This is a genomic window from Citrobacter sp. Cpo015, from assembly GCF_030333035.1.
Classification (GTDB): Bacteria; Pseudomonadota; Gammaproteobacteria; order Enterobacterales; family Enterobacteriaceae; genus Citrobacter; species Citrobacter portucalensis.
This window is the reverse complement of record NZ_JAOWGS010000037.1, coordinates 797,925-817,098: the sequence shown is the minus strand read 5'-3', so window position 1 is coordinate 817,098 and position 19,174 is coordinate 797,925. Positions and strand designations below refer to the sequence as shown.

The following is a 19,174-nucleotide window of genomic DNA, read 5'->3' as shown; positions in this document are numbered from 1 at the left end:
GCATTATTCGGGGCTGTGTACGATGCTATCGCCCCTTAATTTCTGGCAAAAACATTAGCGTAAATTGCCATTTCTTTCAATAGCTTACTAGTAAACAAGAAGTTAGTCTCCGTGAATATAAACGTCGCAGATTTGTTAAATGGGAATTACATCCTGTTATTATTTGTGGTCCTGGCTCTGGGCCTGTGTCTGGGCAAATTACGTCTGGGTTCAGTCCAACTCGGTAATTCCATTGGCGTTTTAGTGGTCTCCCTATTATTAGGTCAGCAGCACTTTAGTATTAACACCGATGCATTAAATCTCGGCTTTATGCTGTTTATTTTTTGCGTCGGCGTCGAAGCCGGTCCCAACTTTTTTTCGATTTTTTTTCGCGATGGGAAAAATTATCTAATGCTTGCCCTGGTGATGGTCGGTAGCGCAATGCTGATCGCGTTGGGGCTGGGTAAGCTATTTGGCTGGGACATCGGCCTGACGGCGGGTATGCTGGCTGGCTCGATGACCTCAACGCCGGTGCTGGTCGGCGCGGGTGATACCTTGCGCCATTCAGGAATGACAGGGACACAACTTTCAAGCGCTCTCGATAACCTGAGCCTGGGTTACGCCCTCACCTATTTGATTGGTCTGGTCAGCCTGATTGTTGGTGCGCGCTATTTGCCGAAACTGCAGCATCAGGATCTGCAAACCAGCGCCCAACAAATCGCGCGTGAACGAGGTCTGGACACCGACGCCAATCGTAAAGTGTACCTCCCGGTGATCCGCGCCTATCGTGTTGGCCCTGAGCTAGTGGCATGGGCCGATGGCAAAAATCTGCGCGAACTGGGTATTTATCGCCAGACCGGTTGTTACATTGAACGCATCCGTCGCAACGGCATTCTGGCCAACCCGGATGGTGATGCGGTGTTGCAAATGGGCGATGAGATAGCCCTGGTGGGTTATCCGGACGCCCATGCTCGCCTCGATCCCAGCTTCCGTAACGGTAAAGAGGTGTTCGATCGCGATCTGCTCGATATGCGCATCGTCACTGAAGAAATTGTGGTGAAAAACCACAATGCCGTTGGTCGTCGCCTGGCCCAGTTGAAACTGACCGACCATGGTTGTTTCCTGAACCGCGTGATCCGTAGCCAGATTGAAATGCCTATTGATGACAACGTCGTACTCAATAAAGGCGACGTGTTGCAGGTCAGCGGTGATGCTCGTCGCGTGAAAACCATTGCCGATCGTATCGGCTTCATTTCCATTCACAGTCAGGTGACCGATCTGCTGGCCTTCTGCGCCTTCTTTATCATCGGTCTGATGATCGGGATGATCACCTTCCAGTTCAGTAATTTCAGCTTCGGCATCGGGAATGCGGCTGGACTGCTGTTCGCCGGGATCATGCTGGGCTTCCTGCGAGCCAACCACCCCACATTTGGCTATATCCCACAGGGTGCGCTGAATATGGTGAAAGAGTTTGGCCTGATGGTATTCATGGCAGGCGTCGGTTTAAGCGCAGGCAGCGGCATTGGTAATGGCCTGGGTGCCGTCGGCGGTCAAATGTTGATTGCCGGTCTGGTAGTCAGCCTGGTTCCGGTTGTCATCTGTTTCTTGTTTGGTGCTTACGTATTGCGCATGAACCGTGCCCTGCTGTTTGGTGCCATGATGGGCGCACGTACCTGTGCTCCGGCAATGGAAATCATCAGCGACACCGCACGCAGCAACATCCCTGCGTTAGGCTATGCCGGGACCTACGCGATTGCTAACGTTCTGCTGACATTAGCGGGGACACTCATCGTCATTGTCTGGCCTGGCCTTGGGTAGCGCTGAAATTTTCCCTTAATTGAAAAATTTTTGCAGGTAAGCAGAACTTTTCTTCAAGGCGTCAGTCATAACTATTGCCACTGCTTTTCTTTGATGTCCCCAATTTGTGGAGCCCATCAACCCCGCCGTTTTGGTTCAAGGTTGATGGGTTTTTTGTTGCCTGAAATTCACGTCTTTTTTAATCAATCAGTTACACGCCCACTGTTCAACGCATGGCGACAAAGTGGCGACAGCAGTTTTAGCATGTCGGTGTAAGTCTTTGCTTTATGCTGTTTCAATCGCGTACAACAGCTCAACCAAAGCAACCGCGCCGACATCATCCCAGCGCAAATAACTCGCTAAAGAACTTGTTCCTGAATCCTTCCCTAAAACTTTCTGACAGATTGGCTGATGATCGGCTGATGCAGAAACCCAAACACCTCCACTTTGTTGGCAAAAGTAAGTAGAACCTTTCAAACCATCCCGCTGAATGCGTTTCTTCCAGGTATCCACCTGCTGTGTCGTGACTCTCAAACTCATCATTCCCCCTAAGTAAATCAAGCATTCCCAGTTGATGATCCCATAAAATATCAGGATGAATCAGCGCGGAGAATATGAGTGTTTAATTTTTATCCTGACAAAACATTCAGCAGAACAGATGTCATGAGTTGCCCCACACCTGTTCCTGCTGTGAATGGGATTTATTTCTGGTGGTTCAAAGAGATCCCCTCTGGCGTACCAACTGAAGGCTGCATAACTCAGAATGGATACACACTGCTCTATGTCGGTATTTCACCTGATAAAAAAGGCAAACCGAATAGCCGCGCCAATCTTCGACAGCGCATCAAAACCCACTATAGCGGAAACGCCGAAAGCTCAACACTCAGACGCACGCTCGGGGTTTTACTGGCGACGGAAAGCAATTTCCCGCTCCGTCGGGTTGGCTCGGGAAAGAGAACGACATTTACCCACCCTGGCGAGCAATGGCTGGACCAGTGGATGGAAAAGAATGCAAAAGTATATTGGGTAGCCAATGAAGAACCCTGGGTACTGGAAGAAACGCTAATTTCCAGCATTTCGCTGCCATTAAACATTCAGGGTAACAACCACGCCTTTAAACCTATCCTTTCAGCAATGCGCAGCAAAGCCATGGCAGAAGCCAAACTAATGGAAATTGCAGATGAAACAGGATTTAGCAGGAGTGTAGTTGCAGAAATGGTGAAGCAAGCTGTCCCGGTGGAATTAAGCCACATATGAAATCCGCCGCTACGTAATCCAGTTCAGTACTGAGAACCCTATTACGCCAGCGGCGGGTCAATATCAGTAAGCTAATTGTTCCTGCATCCCTTTCGGATGAGGTGGTGCAGCGCTGATTTTTTGTGGACGGCACACTGAACGAACAAACGTTTCATGCGTTACGAAGGTATGCCCACATTCTATGTTAGTGCACTGGTTGTACCGTTCTTTGGTTTCATTGGAAACCTGGAAGCTGCTTCGAGTATGTGCCGCCTGCCCGCACATAGGACAATTCATCATAATAATCAGCCCTCACTATTAACCAGTCCGCAATAATGATACATCATTGTTCTCAATTTGGAACTAATCATTCAATATCGAACTCATCTATTTTCACTTCAAGCTCCATGCTGGTCGTAAATCCATTATCCGGGCTGACAGAATGCGTCAGGGTGGTAATGGTCCATTCTGCATCATCAATCGGCTGCTTAAACCCCATCACCTTCACCGGCATTTCCGTATAGAGATCAGCCCGCCCCTCAGCGAGCTGCAGGGAAAATGAAGCAACCCCACGCTGCAGACGTTCCCACTGCATTTTTGCTGCGCGCTCTGCATTGCTCCGGTTGGCGTAGGTACGATTAAGAACCAGCACGTTTTCATCCGTTCCCACCAGATAATCTCCCTGTTTTGCTTCCGGCTCTTTGGGTGTGGTGGTTTTCTTTCGACGACGCTTAACACTGGTTGTCTCTTTTTTCCTGGGTTCACGCGTATGCAACCAGCTGGCAATAACGCCGGTATAGGCACCACGATCAGCAAGGGTGAACCGATGACCGTCACCGGCTTTGCGCGTGATGGTGATAACCGGCAGCGGCTTGCCGCTTGCCGTTCTTCCCTGTCCCTGCCGGATAAACAGCAGGTTCCCGTCCTTAACAGAAGCAATCGCCCCATACTGTCTCGCCAGTTTCATCAGAAAACTTGCATCGCTTTCATTGGTCTGGTCCAGATGATCCAGCGCCTTATCCGTCAGGTCTTTACCCAGCGCCACTTTGAGGTTATGCCGGGCGGCGATTTCCTTTACCACCTCCCCCACCGTTGTCTGATGCCATGATTTTTCGCGCCGTGTATTGAGGGTTTCACGGAAATCTGCGCTACGCGCCCGGATGGTCAGTCGGTCAGGGGCACCGCTGTGTTCAATTTCATCCACGGTAAAAGCCCCTTTAGGGAAAAGCGGCTGGCCTTTCCAGCCCAGCGCCAGCTGAATCACTGCCCCACGTCGCGGCAGAGCAATCAGACCGTCGGCGTCGTCCAGCTCCAAATCAAGCTGGTCCGCTTCAAAGCCCCGGTTATCCGTCAGCGTCAGACTCATCAGGCGCGTATCCAGCACGGTCGTCACGTCCTTACCTTCAATGACGATACTGAATGCCGGGCTTTTGCTGTTCAGATTCAGGAGATCAGAATTAACGTTCACTGCAGCAATCCTCCAGCCGTGTTTTTAATCCCCCCAATAGCAGAAGCTGCAGAGTCCTGCAGGTTGCTGAGCTGGTCACTCAGGTTCCCGAACATGTCAGACAGCGACTCATCAACCCGTTTGAGGGTGATCGTAAACTCAATGCGCCGGGGCATTCCGCCTGCAAAAAACTCCGTCTTTGTCTGGCTCAGACTCTCAATAACAAACATGCCGTAAATGGTTCCGCTGCCTTCAATCAAAGGCCAGGCTTTGCCCTGCTCTGCCATCAACTCCAGCGCCAGCAATGACAGCCTGCCACCGGTGACTTCCGGCAGCAGCACACCGGACAGGGTCAGCGAGTCGTTATCCGGGCCAAGAAACTGCGTGGAAGGACGGCGGTTTACCCGGCTGTTGACTGCATGGCGCCAGCTGCGCTGATACTGCAGTTCCTGATAAGGGACAGTGCGCAACATAAAGACATATAAACCCAGCACCATCATCATGATTCATACCCCCCCTGATCGCTGAAATTGCTGCGCGCTTTTGCCCTGGCCCTGCGTTCCCGCTCGTCAAGCTGGCGTGCCACTTCACGGGCAATATCCTGCGCACTCTGTCCCGGCTGCGCGACGATATGAATGGGCGCATTTATCTCATAACGAATAACTGACGGCGGGCTGTCAACCTTCACTGGCTGAGTCTGGTATGCCCTCGCAGGCAGACTGAACGGATGAAGCGGAGCCGCTTCTGCAGGTGCCGCAGCTACCCCCATCACGCCAGCAACGACAGAGGCAAGTGCAGCAGTACGCCGTCTGCTGGTGACATTTGCCGGTCCGTTCACAATTTCAGGGCCATTTTCTCCAACAATGCCAAACTGCCCGCGTGGAATGATCCCGCCCGTGTCGTACATCCCTGCGTAAGCCGGGAACCAGCCGGGCGGCAGCACCACTTTGCCGTCACTGTTCACTGTGGCGGATTGTTGCTGCGTGACCTGCGCAGGCAGTTTCGCCTTTGCCGCCTCCTTACTGACTATACCGAGCTTTTCCAGTAGCCATGACACACCGGATTTAAGAGACTCCAGCGGGTGCATCACCCTATTCAGACCTTCCGCCAGCGCCTCACCAAACCGGCGCCCCATTGCAGCTGCGCTGTTCAGTTCTTCGGAAGTGGATTTAACCGGGGTAAGTAAATCACTGAACCAGCCCCACAAGGCTTGCACCCTGTCACCAATCCACTGAAACACGGATCTGAGCGGCTCAAAGGCGGCGCTGATGGGTGCAGCAGCGGCTTTGAACCCTTCCACCACGCCCCCCAGAAATGCACTGATGGGCTGCCAGTATTTCCACACAACCAGCGCCACACCAGCCAGCGCAGCCACAACCAGCCCTATCGGACTGAGCAGCGCACCCAGCAGGCCAGAAATGCCAAACAGCGCACCGCGAAGTAATGCCAGCGGACCAGAAACAAGAAAACGCAACACGCCACCGGCAGCTGTCAGCCCACCCCGCAACGCCGCCAGCGGGTTCATCACCATACCGATAACATTACGGATGCCTGACATACCGGCACGGAACACGGCAAGCGGCGCACCTGCCACCGTTTTCAGTGCATTACCCGCCATTCCAACTGAGCGACGCAGGGAATTAAGCGGGGCACTCAGCAACCCGACACTGCCACCGGATGACGCCATCCCCCGACGCAACAGGGAAAGTGGCGCACCTGCCAGCCATGACAGGGCACCGCCAGTACGTGTTACTGCAGCAGCAACGGAAGGTAATGTTTTTACACCCAGCACAGACAGTCCAAACCGAATCACCGCAATCGGCCCCAGCACAGCAGCCATCGCCACGGCAAGTGTACCCAGCCCGACAGTGATAGCCGCCGTAGCCGCCGCCACTTTCATCAGCGTGCCAGCCAGCACGGGATTCTGCTCCACCCAACGACGCAGCGCCCCGGTCACGCCCTTAACCATGCCCATAATATCCATCAGTGGCTGACGCAACGTTTCCCCCAGGCTGCTGAAAGCGTTCTGCGCGCCCGTCTTAACCAGCAACCACTGCGCAGACAATGAATCCTTGTTAATGTCGGATTCTTTCTGCATGGAGCCATTAGCACCACTGCCTGATGTGAGTTTCAGCTGACGCTGCAGCTCAGGCAGGTTGTTAGCCAGCTTTGCCGCATCATCGCCAAACTCTTTACCAAAAATCATTGTCATGGCTGACAGGCGTTTATCCTGCGGCAGATTGTTGACCTTCTCCAGAACCCGCTGAATGGTGCCCATTGCATCGGTGGTCATCTGCTTTTCAATCTCCGCAGGATTGAGTTTCAGCATGTCCATACCTTCAAAGAAGCGTTTACTTTGCATGGTGGCAATGGACAGTTCACGCACCATGGCATTAGAGGCGCTGGCGGCGATTTCCGGGGCAGCCCCAAGAGAAAGGAATGTTGAACCCAGCGCCGCAGCCTTTCGGAAGTCAAGGCGGTCAGCCACGCCCCCCATGCGCTGCAGGACGTTGATAATGTCCCCGCCCTTTGACATGGCGTTATCGTCCAGGTAGTTCAGCGCATCGCCCAGTTGTTCAATATTGCGCGTCGGAACTTTATAGAGCTGCGCGATTTTTCCCAGCCCTTCCGCCAGCTCATCGGCTGGCAGCTCAAAGGCCGTTGCAGCTTTTGCCGCCGTGGATGCAAAGGCCAGCAGGTCACGTTTCTGGTCTTCGTAAGGATCATCCTGGCTGGTCACGCCCATGCGCGCGCCCCCCTCAACCAGCGCGGCATAGTCTATAGCGCCATTCTCCATCGGCAGCTGCTCACTGGCAGCCTTGATGGCATCCTGCATGTCATAAAACTGTTTTGTACGGTTGCCGTTATCGTCACGCAGCCCGTTTACCTGCTTTGCCACGCCTTTCATGGCATCTTCCATACTGGCGTAGCTCTTAACTGCAGCCATAACCGGCGCGCCCATTGCCAGCCCCGCAGCCGTGGTGGTGGCCCCGGCTCCGGCAATGCGATCCCTTACCTCAAGACTCCTGGAGTATGCCGCACGGGCGGCGTGCATTTTTCGCTGTTGCTCCCCGACACGTCGTAACCTTGCTTCCTGTTCAGAAAGTTGCCTGTTATAACGCATTGTTTCACGGGTAATGCGGGCCGTCGCGCTGGCACCATCACTGGCTGAAATACCGGCACGATAAAGCTCTGCACGCACAAGCGCAGTCTGCTGCTGCAGCTTTTTCTGGCGTTCTTCCAGACGCTGAACAGCCAGCTGTTGGCGGCCCAGAGCAACAACCTGCCGTTGGGAAGGTGGCCCCATCGCGCCCAGCTCATGACTGAGTAAATTTGCACGCTGGCGGGCATAGTTCAGCCGGTCGCCCAGTTTCTGATTTTCTGCCTGTAGCTTTCGGAAGCTGTCCAGACGGCTCCCGGCCTGATCAAGCTGCTTTATTGCATCGCGGGATTTTTTGACAGCAGCAGCCAGCTCCCTTGAGCTGGCCTGCGCGGATCGAAATGGGCGGGTGAGCTTGTCAACCGCATTCAGAATCACCTGCAGACGCAGGCTATTGTCACTCATCGCTGGCCCCGCTTCTCTGAATCGCTTTGTGCCGCCACTCCAGCACCTCAGTCAGCGGCATAACGTCAGTGATGGACGGCGACCAGTGAAAGATGGTGGCGATATCCGCCACCAGGTCATCAATCGTCAGGCTGTCGGTAAACCGGCAAGCACCGACTTCTTCAACAAAAAAGTCACCACCTCGACCGACAGCGCGGTGAGATCGGCGGGGTCCAGTTCAGCCATTTCCTGTGCGGTCAGTGTCGGGGTGGAAATACGCGGGATCACTGTCATCATGGCCCCCACGTCCATATCCATAATGGCCTGCAGGCGGGTGCCGCGCAGCGCACCGGACTGCGGCTTACGCAGCACTATTTCGGTGATTTGGGTTTTACCGCGCATGATGGGCGTATCCAGTTGTACGGTTTTTTCAGTCAGCTTGTCGCTCATGTTCGTTTCCTGTTAATCAGAGACTGGCGCGGGTCACCGCGCCGTTAAGTTAAATCAGAGGCCGAGGGCGTTACGGTGTGCTTCCATAAGGTCCACACCGTCCACGATTTCAATCATGTTGACCAGATCAACCTCATAGAGCACTTCGCCGTTAATGGTCAGCTTCGCGTAGCTGTTGGTGCTGCTGACCTTGGTGGTGCTGCTCTCGCCGGTTTTCCACTCGCCGGAATCCACTTCTTTATGACGCCCGCGCACAACCAGCTCAATGGCCTGCACTTCGCCGGTATCGTCACGCTGAATGGAACCGGTGAAACGCAGCTGGATTCCGTCAACGGTTGCCTTGCCCATCTGCTTGAATAACAGCAGTTCGGTGCCGCCGATTGAAAATTCCGTGTCCAGTGCGCCGTCATCCAGCCCCATATCCACATCCACCGCGCCCGGCATACCGCCGCCGCGATACTTCTCAAATTTGCGGGTGAATTTCGGCAGGGTCAGGGACTCAACGATCCCCCGCCAGTTGTTCCCGTCGTTGAACAGGTTCAGGTGTTTTAACTTGCGTGGTAATGCCATGTATCCCCCTTATGCGCTGACACGGCTGACAAAATCGACCAGGTAGCGATCGGTGATGCGCTGGCGCAGCATCAGATTTTCAAGCGGCGGCACAGGCGTGTAGTCGTAGTCGATGGTGAGTTTCCCGGCTTTCAGGGAGTCTTTATCGTTCACTGACTCATCCAGCCAGCAGTCCGCCCCGATGAGGTATCCCTGATTCACCAGGCTGCGTAATTTGGCGCGGATACCTTCGATAATGTCGCGGGCCAGTGACGGATTCAGTGGCTTATCCACCGCCCACATGTGCCCCTCTGCAATCGTGTCAGCCAGCACCTGCGCCGTGCGGGTGTAGTTCTCAAACGCAAACAAGGGATCGTCACTGAGGCAACGGGAACCCCAGAAGCGGAACCCGTCTTTGCAGATCAGCGTGGTGACGTCATTCTGGTTCAGCAGCCCCGCATCCGTTGCCGGATCCTGCAGATCCCAGAACACATCAGCGGAAATACCGGTGACACCATTCACACCCACGTTGGACAGGGTTTTGTGCCATCCGGTCTGTTCGTCGATTTTGGCGCGCAGACCGAGCGCACGGGCGGAGGCGTAAGCCGTTGCATCATCTTTCAGAACGGTGTCAAAGTTGATGAAATCAGGCCAGATCAGCATCCCCTCTCGCTGGCTGAAATTGTCCCGGTAAGCAATGGCTTCTTCCACCGTCTTGCAGCCATAGGCGGAGAGGTAGGCAAACCCTCGCAGACTCTGCGCCACACTCATCAGCTCAGTGGCTACCGCCTGCGTGTCATGCCCCGGCACACCGAGAATGCGCGGCTTAACTTTCAGCTGCGACTGCGCAGAAAGCAGCGCTTTCATACCCGTTTTTTTACCGTCGGACGTGACGCCACCGATAATATTGGAGGTGGTTTCCGCTTCGGTTTCGCCCTGCGCTACGCGCACAACGACGGTCACGGGTTTTGACTGGTCGGCAATCGCATCCAGTGAACGGGCCAGCGTGCCGGACTCGCCCGCTTTACCGCTGGCGGTCAGCACATCGGTCAGCAGAACCGGCTTATTGAGGGGAAACATGGACGCATCAGCATCATCGCCGGTGCAGACCATGCCCACGATGGCGGTGCTCACCGTGGTAATGGATCGGGTGCCGTCGTTGACTTCAACAACGCGCACCCCGTGGTGGTAATCCTGAGCCATAAAGATATCTCCAGTTATATTACTGAGATACATTGGCCTTATTGATGCTTTACATCATCCAGTTGACATTGTGCCATTGACGGTACAATCAGACTCAGGTAAGTGTTAGTCACATTTACATACAGGAGTCCACATGCTAATCCCTTCCTTCAATTATCCTTATCCATCTATATTAGAATTATACCCTTACGGTATAGATGATAACCTTGCATCACAACTTACAGAAAAATGGGAAAGAGCTTTTGTCTCATTCCATGCGCCAAAACCAAATAGCAGAAAAGAAACGCTTACAATGGGCAGTGGCTTTCTGATGCTATTAGGTGGCAATCCTTTTATAGTTACAGCAAGTCACGTCATTCATGATTTAAAAGACCTTGATAGCCGATATTTTAGAGTTGAAGATAAAGTATATCCTTTTGAGAAAGTCTCTGTTTTTTTCAATTCCGAACAAGACTATGCCTTCATTGAACTCCCAAAGGAAATGCTTACCTCTGGAAAAGGTTTTATATTTTTCACCGATAGCCCCCGTACTGATCTCATCCCCACATCTTCCATGATAATTTCTGGTTTTCCCTCATCGAAAAACAAAATCCATAAAGACAGACCAGGCAAAGGCTTGCAGCGATTTAATTTCGTGCACCATCATTTTGAATACAACACTCTAAATGAAGAGCTTCATTTCCCATTCGATTCAAGGCAAGGGAAAGGAACGCCTGTAAGGACAGAACCTGCCAGCACTTTCTCATCAGTGCCATTACTGGAAGGAATGAGTGGTGCACCGGTGTTACAAATAATGCAGAATATTCATACTGAAGCGTTGACACTTCGTGTCGTAGGGATATTTAAGGAGCATAGATCTAAAACTGAGAAATGTTTAGTGGCCTCAACCTTCATTCACTTTGCGGAAGAAACAAATAACATTCTCGATATTAAAAGCCCCTACGAATGAAAAAATCCGATTCAGCGAATGTAAATATACTGTTGCCCCCCATTTACTTTCCGCATTAAAAACACAGCAGCAAAATTTAGAGGCCCCCCGCAGATGCGGGGGATGTATTAATATTCCGGAGGCACAGGCCAACTGATAGCGTCCACATCTGAGATAGTCATTACATCCAGTATATCAAGATAATCCAGCCACAGATTATACTGTGCCAACTCGTTACCCCTCAGCCTGCCAATTGCCGCTTTACCTGGCCATTGTTTACTGTTCATATAGTCATTAGCCTGAGCAATAAGTACCTGCCTGGCTTTTTCCGCTTCGGCGATGAGTTGCTCTTTGCTCTTTGATGGCGCATCAATCCAGCAAGGCATACCGTTAGCATCGGAGCGTCTTATTTTCCCCTCTGGCGGTATTCCTGAATATTCAAAATAAATTTCGTCACTTGCACCGACAGGATCGCCAGGCCATGATGACGCCTTTTCATAATCCGCCCGCAAAGCAACAGGATAAAATAGATTACTGGTCGGGCTATAAACGTAATTACATGTTTTATCCATAGTTTTATTTCCCATATGCGATAAATCCATAATCAGCAATTGCCTGTGTCATTGATGAGTTATAAATAGTGATCTGGTTTTTTCCGCTCCATTTTATCCCCACACTTGCGTCAAATCCCGGACCTAACGCGCCGGTATAAGGTACAACGGCAAGAATGCCGGAAGGGAACGGGAAAGGAAGTTCAATCACTTTTGCTTCACCCGCTACCATTCCACCTGTATTGCCTCCAACCCATTGCCTGATTAGACCAGAAGGCTCTTTGGCATAGCCACTAAGGGACAACTTAGCCTCAAATGCGGACATATCCGGTATCTGGTTTACGCCAGTGCCCACGTTCCGTTTCGCCGCTTCTCCCAAACCAAGGTATTGTAGAAGGGCCGAAACACTTTTCCCGCTGAGGTTAGTCAAAGTGGCATCGAGGGGCTGTTTTCCCGCCAGCGCGTTCATCACTGTTGTCGCAAAGTTAGGATCATTCCCCAGCGCAGCAGCCAGTTCATTCAGTGTATCCAGCGCCTCCGGCGACGAACCGATCAGCCCCGCAACGGCAGATTTCACAAACGCGGTAGTGGCAATCTGCGTATTGTTCGTCGACTGAACTGCTGTTGGGGCCGTAGGCGTTCCAGTTAGGGCCGGACTTGCCAGCGGCGCTTTCAGTGCCAGCGCATTGTTAATGGTGGTACTGAAATTCGGGTCATTATTGATAGCCTCTGCAATTTCTTTCAGCGTATCCAGCGTTGCCGGTGCCCCCCCAATCAGGGCAAGAATAGCAGCCTGTACAAAAGCGGTGCTGGCAATGAGGGTGCTGTTGTTTCCTGCCGGTGGCGTTGGCGTTTTAGGCATCCCTGTCAGAGTTGGACTGTCTTTTGGTGCATACTGCGAATGGGGATCAACAGCAGCAAGATGCTTTGCCATCAGGTCATCCACATATACCTTAAGCTCCAGCACCTTATCATCCACATACTTGCGGGTTGCCAGGACCACAGCAGGGTCAATTTTCAGGGTGATGTTATCGGTGCTGCTGGTAATCAGTACCATACGCACGGTCTGTGTGCGACCACTGCCCTCCGCCAGCTTCGGCTTGTAGCTCTCCGGGCAGTTTCCCACGGCAATCAGCGCACCGGTTTCATCAAACAGGCCAACTTCACGGATCCACCACCCGCCCTCATTTTCCGGGATCACCTGCTCAGCAATAATCTGGCTGCTGTTCTGCGGGTCGATATACAGCATATTCAGCGCTGCGCGGCGCTCCTCTGCAACTAACGCGGTCTGTTGCGCGTTGGGTGTGGGCAGTACACCGCCACCACTACCCACCGCCATATGGGTAATTTTCAACGGGACACCGAGCGCGGCGGCGCTTGCCAGTTTCGCCGCGCCGATCTCCGTCAGCAGGGTATAAAATTTTGCGCTCATGGGTTCACTCTCATCGTGTCAATAACATGGACCGCTCCGCCCTCATAAGCGGTGCCGCCGGAAATAATGGTTTCGTTGATATACGGGTAGATCGTGATTTCTTCGCCGGTGTAGGTGGCTGCGCCCACAAAATACGGTCCGCCTGTCTGCAGGTTGATGGACATACCAACCAGATGACGGCTGCATGGTTTGGCGTCACCGATCAGGCGCTCCAGCTCCAGATAGGTTTCTTCTGTTATGCCCTGGTCCTGCACGCCAATATCCAGACGGAACGTCCCCGGCGTTTCGCCGGTCTGCCACCACTCAATGATGCGGATCAGGAAGCCGAATGGCTCCACCACGCGCCGCACGGCGCTGGTTGTCCCCTTGTGCTGATGGATATAAAAAGCGTCCTGCACAACGCGACGTTTGACGTTTTCTGTCCAGCTTTCATCCCAGCGGTCAACAGAAAACGCCCAGGCCAGATAAGGCAGGAATCTGATCGGACAGGTTGCCGGATTCCACAAATCACGCAGCGATACCTGCAGATCGGAAATCCCGCTGCAGGTCTGCGCCAGTCGGCGCTCAAGCGGCGACGAACCCGGCGGCAACAGACTATTCATCTGTGCCCCCGTTGGTGACGCTCCACTCTGTACAGGACGCCGCCTGCGTCTTATCCAGCACCACATCTTCCAGCGGGGACGCCAGCTCCACACGCTGGACGCCTTCCACGTGCAACGCGGCATAAATGGCGCTGCGGCGGATATCACGTCCCAGCCGCGTTTGACTGGCGATGTATTTCTGCAGACTGGCTTTTGCTTCTGCCATCACCGGCTCAGCCTCCGGCCCCGGATAAAGGAAGATCGTTGCATCCACGCTGTACGGAATAATTTCAGCGCTGCGCACCGTCAGGCGGTCTGCTACCGGGCGAACCTTTTCACTGTTAAGCGCTTGATCTACCACTGCCAGCAGGTCAGCCCCTGCCGTACCGTCACCCTCGCGGCTCAGTACGGTAAGCACCACCTCTGCCGGTGCCGGACTGGTTGCGCTGGCATCAGCCACGCGCCCGTCGGCGCTTCTGGCGTGGAACTCATAGGCTCCCGTCGGCCCTGCAACGGACAGCCCCTCAAATGCTGCAGGAATGCGCTGGCGTAATGCTTCATCACTTTCCATCACTGCGGCGACCGGCGGCACCGCGTCATTATCTGCAGGGACTACCGTCAGGCGCTTCACGTTGCAGTTGCCTGCCAGTTGCTCAAGGTCATTTCCCATTGAATAGGCCACCATGACCGCCTGCGCAGCCTCATTAATACGCTGGCGCAGCAGGATTTCGCGGTAAGTATTCTCCTGCAACAGTTTGGTGACAGGTTCTGACTCCAGCGCTAACGTGCGCATAACGGCCTCCTGTTCATCAGCCGGATGGAGGGCCACAAAGGCGGCCTTGCGTTCTGCCAGCAATGCCTCAAAGTCCGGCACATCCACAATCTGCGGCGGCGGTAGTCGGGAAAGATCAATGACTGCCATTGTCTGCTCCTGTTGATACGGAAAGGGAAACTGGCGCGCCGTTATCGCTGTGTCCGGTAAGTTCAACCACCATAGAGCCGTCAAAATTGCCGTTGATGGTGATGGAGTCCAGCGTAAGGCGCGGCTCCCAACGGTTCAGCGCCACATAGACCGCAGACATAATCTGCAGGCGCAGCGCCGGGTTCTGCGGCTGGTCAATCAGGGCAGACAGCAGGGAGCCATATTCCCGGCGGGCAAGACGGCTGCCCTGCGGCGTCAGCAGAATATCCCGCACCGACTGGCGCAGATGGTCTGTATCTGCAATGACCTGCCCGTCATTCCTGCTCATACCGATATACAACGTCATACCGGTCCCCCCGTGTTGTCGCGGCCTTTCAGAACACCACTATGCTCATGGTCATCAACCACGACTCCGTTAGAACTCATTGCGCCGCCGCCCTGGGTGACGCCGCCATTGATCACCACCTCACTGTTGATGCGGGTAGTGTCGGCCTCCACCACAAACTCCCCGGTTTTAAAGGTGACGTTATCTGCCGCCTCGATCACCATGGATTTAATGCCGCGCACGTACCAGCGTCCGGTGGAGGGTTCGTATTCAAACCAGCCGCCGTCGTCATACGCCGTCACGTTGCCGTCCTCAGAGTCTGAGGGTGGCGGAAACTGATTTGAGTAGACGGCAGGCAGGGCAAAGGCGGTTTCCAGATTGCCGCCCAGGCTGAACAGCACTACTTGCTCACCTACAGACGGTTTCCACCATGTCCGGGATTTCCCGGCACGGCAGGTCAGCCAGTTAATCCAGTTGGTTTCAAGGTCGCCCGTTTTCACCCGGCACAGCCAGTTAGCCCAGTCCACTTCCGTTACAGTTCCGGTGCGGATCAGGTTGGTGATAAGGCGCATGATTTCTGTTAGTTGTGTGTTCATTTAGTTATTATGAAAGAGTGAGATATGCCAAAATACTTCTCCTAATTGTCCTATTTTTTACACAATGGAGAGGTCATGAGTCAGCATCTTCTGGAATCAAAGTTGGTTACTTTTAATTTTTCGACTACAACGTTAGAAAATATTAGATGTGATATTTCAATTGATGACATCACTACTTGGAGCGGGATAAAAATAAAAACAAAAGACAGTGCCGCCCTTGCTTTAATTGACCAAAAAGATATCAACATCCGCATCCAGACCCATGGCGAAAAATCAGAAATAAATGATTATATATTTATCCACGATGCTTTCATCGACTCTTTTGAAAAATTCATGAACCACCCCAATTCTTATTATGAGTTCAAAGTAATCCCCAAAAATATCTATACTCATACTGAGTCATACACTAAAGAAACAGAAACACCAAGAACAATAAGGTTCTTTATTAATGACGCACCTTTAATTGCTCCATTCAGCCACTTCCAATCAACTGAAGATGGAGTCATTAGTCATTCCAAAGGTGAAGTATTTTCTGTCTGCATTGATGCTAAAAACATAGCAACAATGGATATAAAATTCACTAGCCACATAACGAACAAAAGTATAAATCTAGAAAAATATCAAATCATCGAAATACAAACCCTAGAATCTGAATACGACGTTGAAAAAATAAACTCAGAATTATTCAATAAAATTGACTCCCTTTGCGACATAATTTCATTAGCCCATGGTGAAAAGGTAATATGTACAAGTTGGTTGTACCAATCCCCAGAAAAAAGAATATTCTTCCACAGAAAGAACTATAAGGAACAACCAAATATTTCAACTGAGAGCAATAAAAGAATCATTGAAAAAAGAATGATAAAAGATTTTCTACAGCGTACATATGACAACTATATCTCCTCACCTTATTACGATAGTCTTCGTTTAGCAATTAACTCTTTAACTATCGACAGGATTTTTGTAGAGCAACAATACCTATCATTATTCCAAGCATATGAGTCTTTAGTCTTGAACTTCAAAAAGCAACAATGCCTTGAGAATATCATTAAGGCAGAAGATTTTTCAAAGCTCAGAAAGAAAATCGAGAAACAAATAAACAAAGATGACATACCTGACAAAGAAGCCAGATCCAGAATGAAGGCAAAACTTGCTGAATTAAACAGACCTTCACTTGAAGATATAACAAAACTATTACTTGAAGAAACAGAAATATCGAATAAAGATTTATGGCCTTTATTCAAAGATGGGAAAGGAATATCTTTATCCGAATTGCGCAACATCATCATACATGGAGAAATATTACCTCCCCATTGTATTATTGATTTACACATTGCATCTGAGCACTTAAAAATACATCTTTCTAGATTAGTATGCACATTGTTAAAATGGGAAATTAACAATACCAACATATCCGAAGAAAGATTGCAAAAACGATTTAATTTAACTGATAAATCTTTCTGCAATACCCACAGAAACTCATTATCCACAGCATGTGACAAAAATTTGAATCCACGATAGTTGAATATCAAATTACTAACCAACGTAATAGCATTTCATGGGTCAGCATTTTCGCTTCAATGCTGAAACCCAGCAGGTTTCGCTTAGCATAACGCACCTCCAGACCATTACGGCTGACGCGATCGCGCAGGCCGTAATGGTGGACGTGGGCAATGCGCTGCACCTTGCCCGCAAACTGCACGCTGGCTGAATCCGCGCTAGCGGCAGTTTTCAGGTATTTACCCGTACGAATTTTTGCAAACATCTGGCGTTTAATGCGCCCCTTTTTAGTCCGGGCAGTAACTTTTCGCGGCTCGTATCCGCTTCCGTCAGGATTGCGCTGCAGCCGGATATTGTTTTGCTGATTCCGGCGTAATTCCTGCGCCAGTTCGCGCATCATACTCTGGCGTGCGACAGGCTCCAGATTCGCCAGCAGCGCTGCCAGCCACTCATCCACTTTATGCAGATTATCCACATTTCACCGTCCACATTTCTTCGAGTTCGTTGGGTTCTGGCTCCGCCTCAACCGTTGAGATACCTCCGTCAGTGCTGACCAGCACACGCTCCGTCAGTTGTAGGTTCAGACTGATATCGCACACATCGTTGCGCAGAATATCCACTTCAAAGGTGAACAGTTTTTCGCGCAGCTCCGGGTTGTTGATGGCGTCCGGCTGGTTTTCTCTGAGCCACAGCAACACGGGAGCCATCAGCAGATTCTGGTCGCCGCTGAAATCCTCGATCACCACATTCAGGGTGTAGCGGTATTCCCATGACATAGAGCTGGCACCGGTTGCCACCAGTGAGCCGTTATCAACGAAAAGGTGCAGCTTATCCGGGTTGTTGCGGACATACGCCACCGCTTTATTCAGAGCGCTGCGCAGGGACTGCGGTTTGTTCACTGTTTCGCTCCTGACACGCAACTATCGTGTCGACTTTGTCAGCACAGACTGCCCAGGCGGCCTCTGTTTCATCCAGTGCCGCAATCAGATCGCCGTTACTGCGCGGCGCTGACCTTTCCAGGCGGCACTGCGTCACTCTGGGACAGCCATTCACGGTAAGCTGCACCTCCGGCAAGGGCCGGACGTTCGCGCAGCCGGATAATGTCAGCAGGCAAAGGAGCGTCAGCCCAGCGGCGTAAATCCTCGTTTTCACGTTTCAGTTCCTCGATCCGGCGCTGGCGGCTTCGCAGCAGTGTAGTGGTCTGTTCCGCTGCCGCATAAAGCCGCGTCTGCTCCCGGCTGTTGGTTTCGGTCAGAATGGACAGGCCGATCAACTGACTGTTTTTCTTCGTCAATTCCTGCCCTTTCGTTTCCAGTTCACGCCCCTGTGTCTCGATGGTGTGACTGGCATTGTTAAGCCGCCACGACTGCCAGCCCAGCGCCGCAAAAGCCAGCGCCAGCACTGCCGCCAGCAAGCGCGTCATGCCCCAGCTCCTTTTAAGCACCAGGCCAGTTCCCGCGCGCGGCGATTCTCCAGACCTTTATTTTTCACACCGTTAACGTAAATCCAGCGCGGTAGCTGGTTGCATGCCTGCCACCACTGCTGACGATTGATATATGACACCATGGTTGACCTGCAGATCGCGCCGGTCCCCACATTGAAACCAATACTCACCAGCGCATCGTAGACATGTTGCGGGGGCTTAACCGTCAGGCAGGCATCCAGCCTTTTTTCAGTCAGCAACACATTGTTTATTAACCCCTGCGCCGCCTGCCGTTCCGTGATAGCTTTCCCCGGCACCACCCCGGATGTATTGCCGATCCCGTCAGTCCAGACACCTGCGCTGCACTGATACGGCTGCAGACGACATCCCTCGTATTCGGCAATCAGTTTCAGCCCTTCAACGGAGGTTTTGAGCGACTGGAAACCGGGCAGCGTGGCGGCGATAGCCAGCACAGCCCCTACAAGGCAGCGCTTAACGATTGAAGGATTCATATTCCCCCTGTGAAATTTTGCCATCGCGCAGCAACCTGAAAGACTGGTGTTTGTAGTACCAGTTGATAGCCAGCATCAGCACACCAATCAGCACGCCGCCAACCGTTGACGCATCCTTGAGCGACAGATCGCCCAGCCATGCCAGCAGCACGGCGATGCAGTAAGTGATAAAGGCGCTGATTCGTTCAAGCGTCATAAT

At 52.2% G+C, this 19,174-nt stretch carries 25 protein-coding genes; 4 read left to right on the top strand and 21 right to left on the bottom strand.

Features of this window, described 5'->3' with window-relative positions:
• The first annotated feature begins 111 nt into the window (after positions 1-111).
• Complete coding sequence (locus OGY67_RS19655) at positions 112-1,797, top strand: aspartate:alanine antiporter (protein WP_003831652.1); 1,686 nt, start codon at positions 112-114, stop codon at positions 1,795-1,797.
• A gap of 264 nt (positions 1,798-2,061) precedes the next feature.
• Here OGY67_RS19655 and OGY67_RS19650 read toward each other — a convergent pair whose 3' ends face one another.
• Positions 2,062-2,319: a hypothetical protein gene (locus OGY67_RS19650; protein WP_148362183.1), complete on the bottom strand. Its 258-nt coding sequence runs from the start codon at positions 2,317-2,319 to the stop codon at positions 2,062-2,064.
• A gap of 75 nt (positions 2,320-2,394) precedes the next feature.
• Here OGY67_RS19650 and OGY67_RS19645 point away from each other — a divergent pair, with 75 nt between their 5' ends.
• The gene (locus OGY67_RS19645) at positions 2,395-3,033 is read left to right on the top strand and encodes a GIY-YIG nuclease family protein (protein ID WP_286574418.1); all 639 of its coding nucleotides are present in this window, start codon (positions 2,395-2,397) and stop codon (positions 3,031-3,033) included.
• A gap of 63 nt (positions 3,034-3,096) precedes the next feature.
• Here OGY67_RS19645 and OGY67_RS19640 read toward each other — a convergent pair whose 3' ends face one another.
• The 8 genes from OGY67_RS19640 to OGY67_RS19605 all read right to left on the bottom strand — a co-directional run bounded on the left by OGY67_RS19640 (position 3,097) and on the right by OGY67_RS19605 (position 10,205).
• Positions 3,097-3,312 (bottom strand): ogr/Delta-like zinc finger family protein, encoded by a 216-nt coding sequence (locus tag OGY67_RS19640; RefSeq protein ID WP_089617627.1) that lies wholly within the window; start codon positions 3,310-3,312, stop codon positions 3,097-3,099.
• A gap of 67 nt (positions 3,313-3,379) precedes the next feature.
• Positions 3,380-4,480 (bottom strand): phage late control D family protein, encoded by a 1,101-nt coding sequence (locus tag OGY67_RS19635; protein ID WP_286574417.1) that lies wholly within the window; start codon positions 4,478-4,480, stop codon positions 3,380-3,382.
• Positions 4,477-4,962, bottom strand: a complete 486-nt coding sequence (locus OGY67_RS19630) for a phage tail protein (RefSeq protein ID WP_286574416.1) — start codon at positions 4,960-4,962, stop codon at positions 4,477-4,479. The genes OGY67_RS19635 and OGY67_RS19630 overlap by 4 nt, the downstream gene beginning before the upstream one ends.
• The gene (locus tag OGY67_RS19625; protein WP_286574415.1) at positions 4,959-8,024 is read right to left on the bottom strand and encodes a phage tail tape measure protein; all 3,066 of its coding nucleotides are present in this window, start codon (positions 8,022-8,024) and stop codon (positions 4,959-4,961) included. Before OGY67_RS19625 ends, OGY67_RS19630 begins: the two co-directional genes overlap by 4 nt.
• Positions 8,017-8,136 carry a GpE family phage tail protein gene (locus OGY67_RS19620; RefSeq protein ID WP_001397628.1) on the bottom strand — a complete coding sequence of 40 codons (120 nt, stop codon included), beginning with the start codon at positions 8,134-8,136 and terminating at the stop codon, positions 8,017-8,019. The genes OGY67_RS19625 and OGY67_RS19620 overlap by 8 nt, the downstream gene beginning before the upstream one ends.
• Before the next feature lie 14 nt (positions 8,137-8,150).
• Complete coding sequence (locus tag OGY67_RS19615) at positions 8,151-8,453, bottom strand: phage tail assembly protein (protein WP_001744189.1); 303 nt, start codon at positions 8,451-8,453, stop codon at positions 8,151-8,153.
• Positions 8,454-8,507: 54 nt separating this feature from the next.
• Entirely contained in the window at positions 8,508-9,023 is a 516-nt protein-coding gene (locus tag OGY67_RS19610) for a phage major tail tube protein (RefSeq protein WP_286574414.1), read from the bottom strand.
• A gap of 9 nt (positions 9,024-9,032) precedes the next feature.
• Positions 9,033-10,205, bottom strand: a complete 1,173-nt coding sequence (locus tag OGY67_RS19605) for a phage tail sheath protein (protein WP_286574413.1) — start codon at positions 10,203-10,205, stop codon at positions 9,033-9,035.
• Positions 10,206-10,338: 133 nt separating this feature from the next.
• Between OGY67_RS19605 and OGY67_RS19600 the strand changes: the two genes are divergently transcribed.
• Positions 10,339-11,154 (top strand): S1 family peptidase, encoded by an 816-nt coding sequence (locus OGY67_RS19600; RefSeq protein WP_286574412.1) that lies wholly within the window; start codon positions 10,339-10,341, stop codon positions 11,152-11,154.
• Positions 11,155-11,261: 107 nt separating this feature from the next.
• Here OGY67_RS19600 and OGY67_RS19595 read toward each other — a convergent pair whose 3' ends face one another.
• Genes OGY67_RS19595 through OGY67_RS19570 form a run of 6 tightly spaced genes read right to left on the bottom strand, consistent with a single transcriptional unit; the run spans position 11,262 to position 15,540 of the window.
• Positions 11,262-11,735, bottom strand: a complete 474-nt coding sequence (locus OGY67_RS19595; RefSeq protein ID WP_286574411.1) for a tail fiber assembly protein — start codon at positions 11,733-11,735, stop codon at positions 11,262-11,264.
• Positions 11,710-13,116 carry a phage tail-collar fiber domain-containing protein gene (locus tag OGY67_RS19590; RefSeq protein ID WP_286574410.1) on the bottom strand — a complete coding sequence of 469 codons (1,407 nt, stop codon included), beginning with the start codon at positions 13,114-13,116 and terminating at the stop codon, positions 11,710-11,712. Before OGY67_RS19590 ends, OGY67_RS19595 begins: the two co-directional genes overlap by 26 nt.
• Positions 13,113-13,718, bottom strand: a complete 606-nt coding sequence (locus tag OGY67_RS19585; RefSeq protein WP_202195233.1) for a phage tail protein I — start codon at positions 13,716-13,718, stop codon at positions 13,113-13,115. The genes OGY67_RS19590 and OGY67_RS19585 overlap by 4 nt, the downstream gene beginning before the upstream one ends.
• Positions 13,711-14,619 carry a baseplate assembly protein gene (locus OGY67_RS19580; RefSeq protein ID WP_286574409.1) on the bottom strand — a complete coding sequence of 303 codons (909 nt, stop codon included), beginning with the start codon at positions 14,617-14,619 and terminating at the stop codon, positions 13,711-13,713. The genes OGY67_RS19585 and OGY67_RS19580 overlap by 8 nt, the downstream gene beginning before the upstream one ends.
• Positions 14,606-14,965, bottom strand: coding sequence for a GPW/gp25 family protein (locus OGY67_RS19575; protein WP_286574408.1), 360 nt, complete (start codon positions 14,963-14,965; stop codon positions 14,606-14,608). Before OGY67_RS19575 ends, OGY67_RS19580 begins: the two co-directional genes overlap by 14 nt.
• Positions 14,962-15,540, bottom strand: a complete 579-nt coding sequence (locus tag OGY67_RS19570; protein ID WP_286574407.1) for a phage baseplate assembly protein V — start codon at positions 15,538-15,540, stop codon at positions 14,962-14,964. The genes OGY67_RS19575 and OGY67_RS19570 overlap by 4 nt, the downstream gene beginning before the upstream one ends.
• Before the next feature lie 75 nt (positions 15,541-15,615).
• Here OGY67_RS19570 and OGY67_RS19565 point away from each other — a divergent pair, with 75 nt between their 5' ends.
• Positions 15,616-17,061, top strand: coding sequence for a hypothetical protein (locus OGY67_RS19565; protein WP_286574406.1), 1,446 nt, complete (start codon positions 15,616-15,618; stop codon positions 17,059-17,061).
• A gap of 7 nt (positions 17,062-17,068) precedes the next feature.
• On the opposite strand, the gene OGY67_RS19560 is transcribed toward OGY67_RS19565, so the two are convergent.
• From OGY67_RS19560 to OGY67_RS19535, 6 genes are read right to left on the bottom strand one after another with little or no spacing between them, the layout of a single operon-like run.
• Entirely contained in the window at positions 17,069-17,515 is a 447-nt protein-coding gene (locus OGY67_RS19560) for a phage virion morphogenesis protein (protein WP_286574405.1), read from the bottom strand.
• A complete protein-coding gene (locus OGY67_RS19555) occupies positions 17,508-17,939 on the bottom strand; it encodes a phage tail protein (protein ID WP_286574404.1) in 432 nt (143 codons plus the stop codon). The genes OGY67_RS19560 and OGY67_RS19555 overlap by 8 nt, the downstream gene beginning before the upstream one ends.
• Complete coding sequence (gene lysC, locus OGY67_RS19550) at positions 17,902-18,150, bottom strand: Rz1-like lysis system protein LysC (protein ID WP_286574474.1); 249 nt, start codon at positions 18,148-18,150, stop codon at positions 17,902-17,904. The genes OGY67_RS19555 and lysC overlap by 38 nt, the downstream gene beginning before the upstream one ends.
• Complete coding sequence (gene lysB, locus OGY67_RS19545; RefSeq protein WP_286574473.1) at positions 18,035-18,463, bottom strand: Rz-like lysis system protein LysB; 429 nt, start codon at positions 18,461-18,463, stop codon at positions 18,035-18,037. The genes lysC and lysB overlap by 116 nt, the downstream gene beginning before the upstream one ends.
• Positions 18,460-18,975 (bottom strand): lysozyme, encoded by a 516-nt coding sequence (locus OGY67_RS19540; protein ID WP_286574403.1) that lies wholly within the window; start codon positions 18,973-18,975, stop codon positions 18,460-18,462. Before OGY67_RS19540 ends, lysB begins: the two co-directional genes overlap by 4 nt.
• On the bottom strand, positions 18,956-19,171 hold the full coding sequence (locus OGY67_RS19535) for an HP1 family phage holin (RefSeq protein ID WP_286574402.1): 216 nt from the start codon (positions 19,169-19,171) through the stop codon (positions 18,956-18,958). The genes OGY67_RS19540 and OGY67_RS19535 overlap by 20 nt, the downstream gene beginning before the upstream one ends.
• Positions 19,172-19,174 lie beyond the last annotated feature (3 nt).

Excerpts from the sequence above, each read along its gene's own strand:
- OGY67_RS19650 (WP_148362183.1), bottom strand. The coding sequence starts at position 2,319 with ATGATGAGTTTGAGAGTCACGACACAGCAGGTGGATACCTGGAAGAAA.
- OGY67_RS19640 (WP_089617627.1), bottom strand. The coding sequence starts at position 3,312 with ATGATGAATTGTCCTATGTGCGGGCAGGCGGCACATACTCGAAGCAGC.
- OGY67_RS19630 (WP_286574416.1), bottom strand. The coding sequence starts at position 4,962 with ATGATGATGGTGCTGGGTTTATATGTCTTTATGTTGCGCACTGTCCCT.
- OGY67_RS19625 (WP_286574415.1), bottom strand. The coding sequence starts at position 8,024 with ATGAGTGACAATAGCCTGCGTCTGCAGGTGATTCTGAATGCGGTTGAC.
- OGY67_RS19615 (WP_001744189.1), bottom strand. The coding sequence starts at position 8,453 with ATGAGCGACAAGCTGACTGAAAAAACCGTACAACTGGATACGCCCATC.
- OGY67_RS19610 (WP_286574414.1), bottom strand. The coding sequence starts at position 9,023 with ATGGCATTACCACGCAAGTTAAAACACCTGAACCTGTTCAACGACGGG.
- OGY67_RS19605 (WP_286574413.1), bottom strand. The coding sequence starts at position 10,205 with ATGGCTCAGGATTACCACCACGGGGTGCGCGTTGTTGAAGTCAACGAC.
- OGY67_RS19600 (WP_286574412.1), top strand. The coding sequence starts at position 10,339 with ATGCTAATCCCTTCCTTCAATTATCCTTATCCATCTATATTAGAATTA.
- OGY67_RS19595 (WP_286574411.1), bottom strand. The coding sequence starts at position 11,735 with ATGGATTTATCGCATATGGGAAATAAAACTATGGATAAAACATGTAAT.
- OGY67_RS19590 (WP_286574410.1), bottom strand. The coding sequence starts at position 13,116 with ATGAGCGCAAAATTTTATACCCTGCTGACGGAGATCGGCGCGGCGAAA.
- OGY67_RS19585 (WP_202195233.1), bottom strand. The coding sequence starts at position 13,718 with ATGAATAGTCTGTTGCCGCCGGGTTCGTCGCCGCTTGAGCGCCGACTG.
- OGY67_RS19580 (WP_286574409.1), bottom strand. The coding sequence starts at position 14,619 with ATGGCAGTCATTGATCTTTCCCGACTACCGCCGCCGCAGATTGTGGAT.
- OGY67_RS19575 (WP_286574408.1), bottom strand. The coding sequence starts at position 14,965 with ATGACGTTGTATATCGGTATGAGCAGGAATGACGGGCAGGTCATTGCA.
- OGY67_RS19570 (WP_286574407.1), bottom strand. The coding sequence starts at position 15,540 with ATGAACACACAACTAACAGAAATCATGCGCCTTATCACCAACCTGATC.
- OGY67_RS19565 (WP_286574406.1), top strand. The coding sequence starts at position 15,616 with ATGAGTCAGCATCTTCTGGAATCAAAGTTGGTTACTTTTAATTTTTCG.
- lysB (WP_286574473.1), bottom strand. The coding sequence starts at position 18,463 with ATGACGCGCTTGCTGGCGGCAGTGCTGGCGCTGGCTTTTGCGGCGCTG.
- OGY67_RS19540 (WP_286574403.1), bottom strand. The coding sequence starts at position 18,975 with ATGAATCCTTCAATCGTTAAGCGCTGCCTTGTAGGGGCTGTGCTGGCT.
- OGY67_RS19535 (WP_286574402.1), bottom strand. The coding sequence starts at position 19,171 with ATGACGCTTGAACGAATCAGCGCCTTTATCACTTACTGCATCGCCGTG.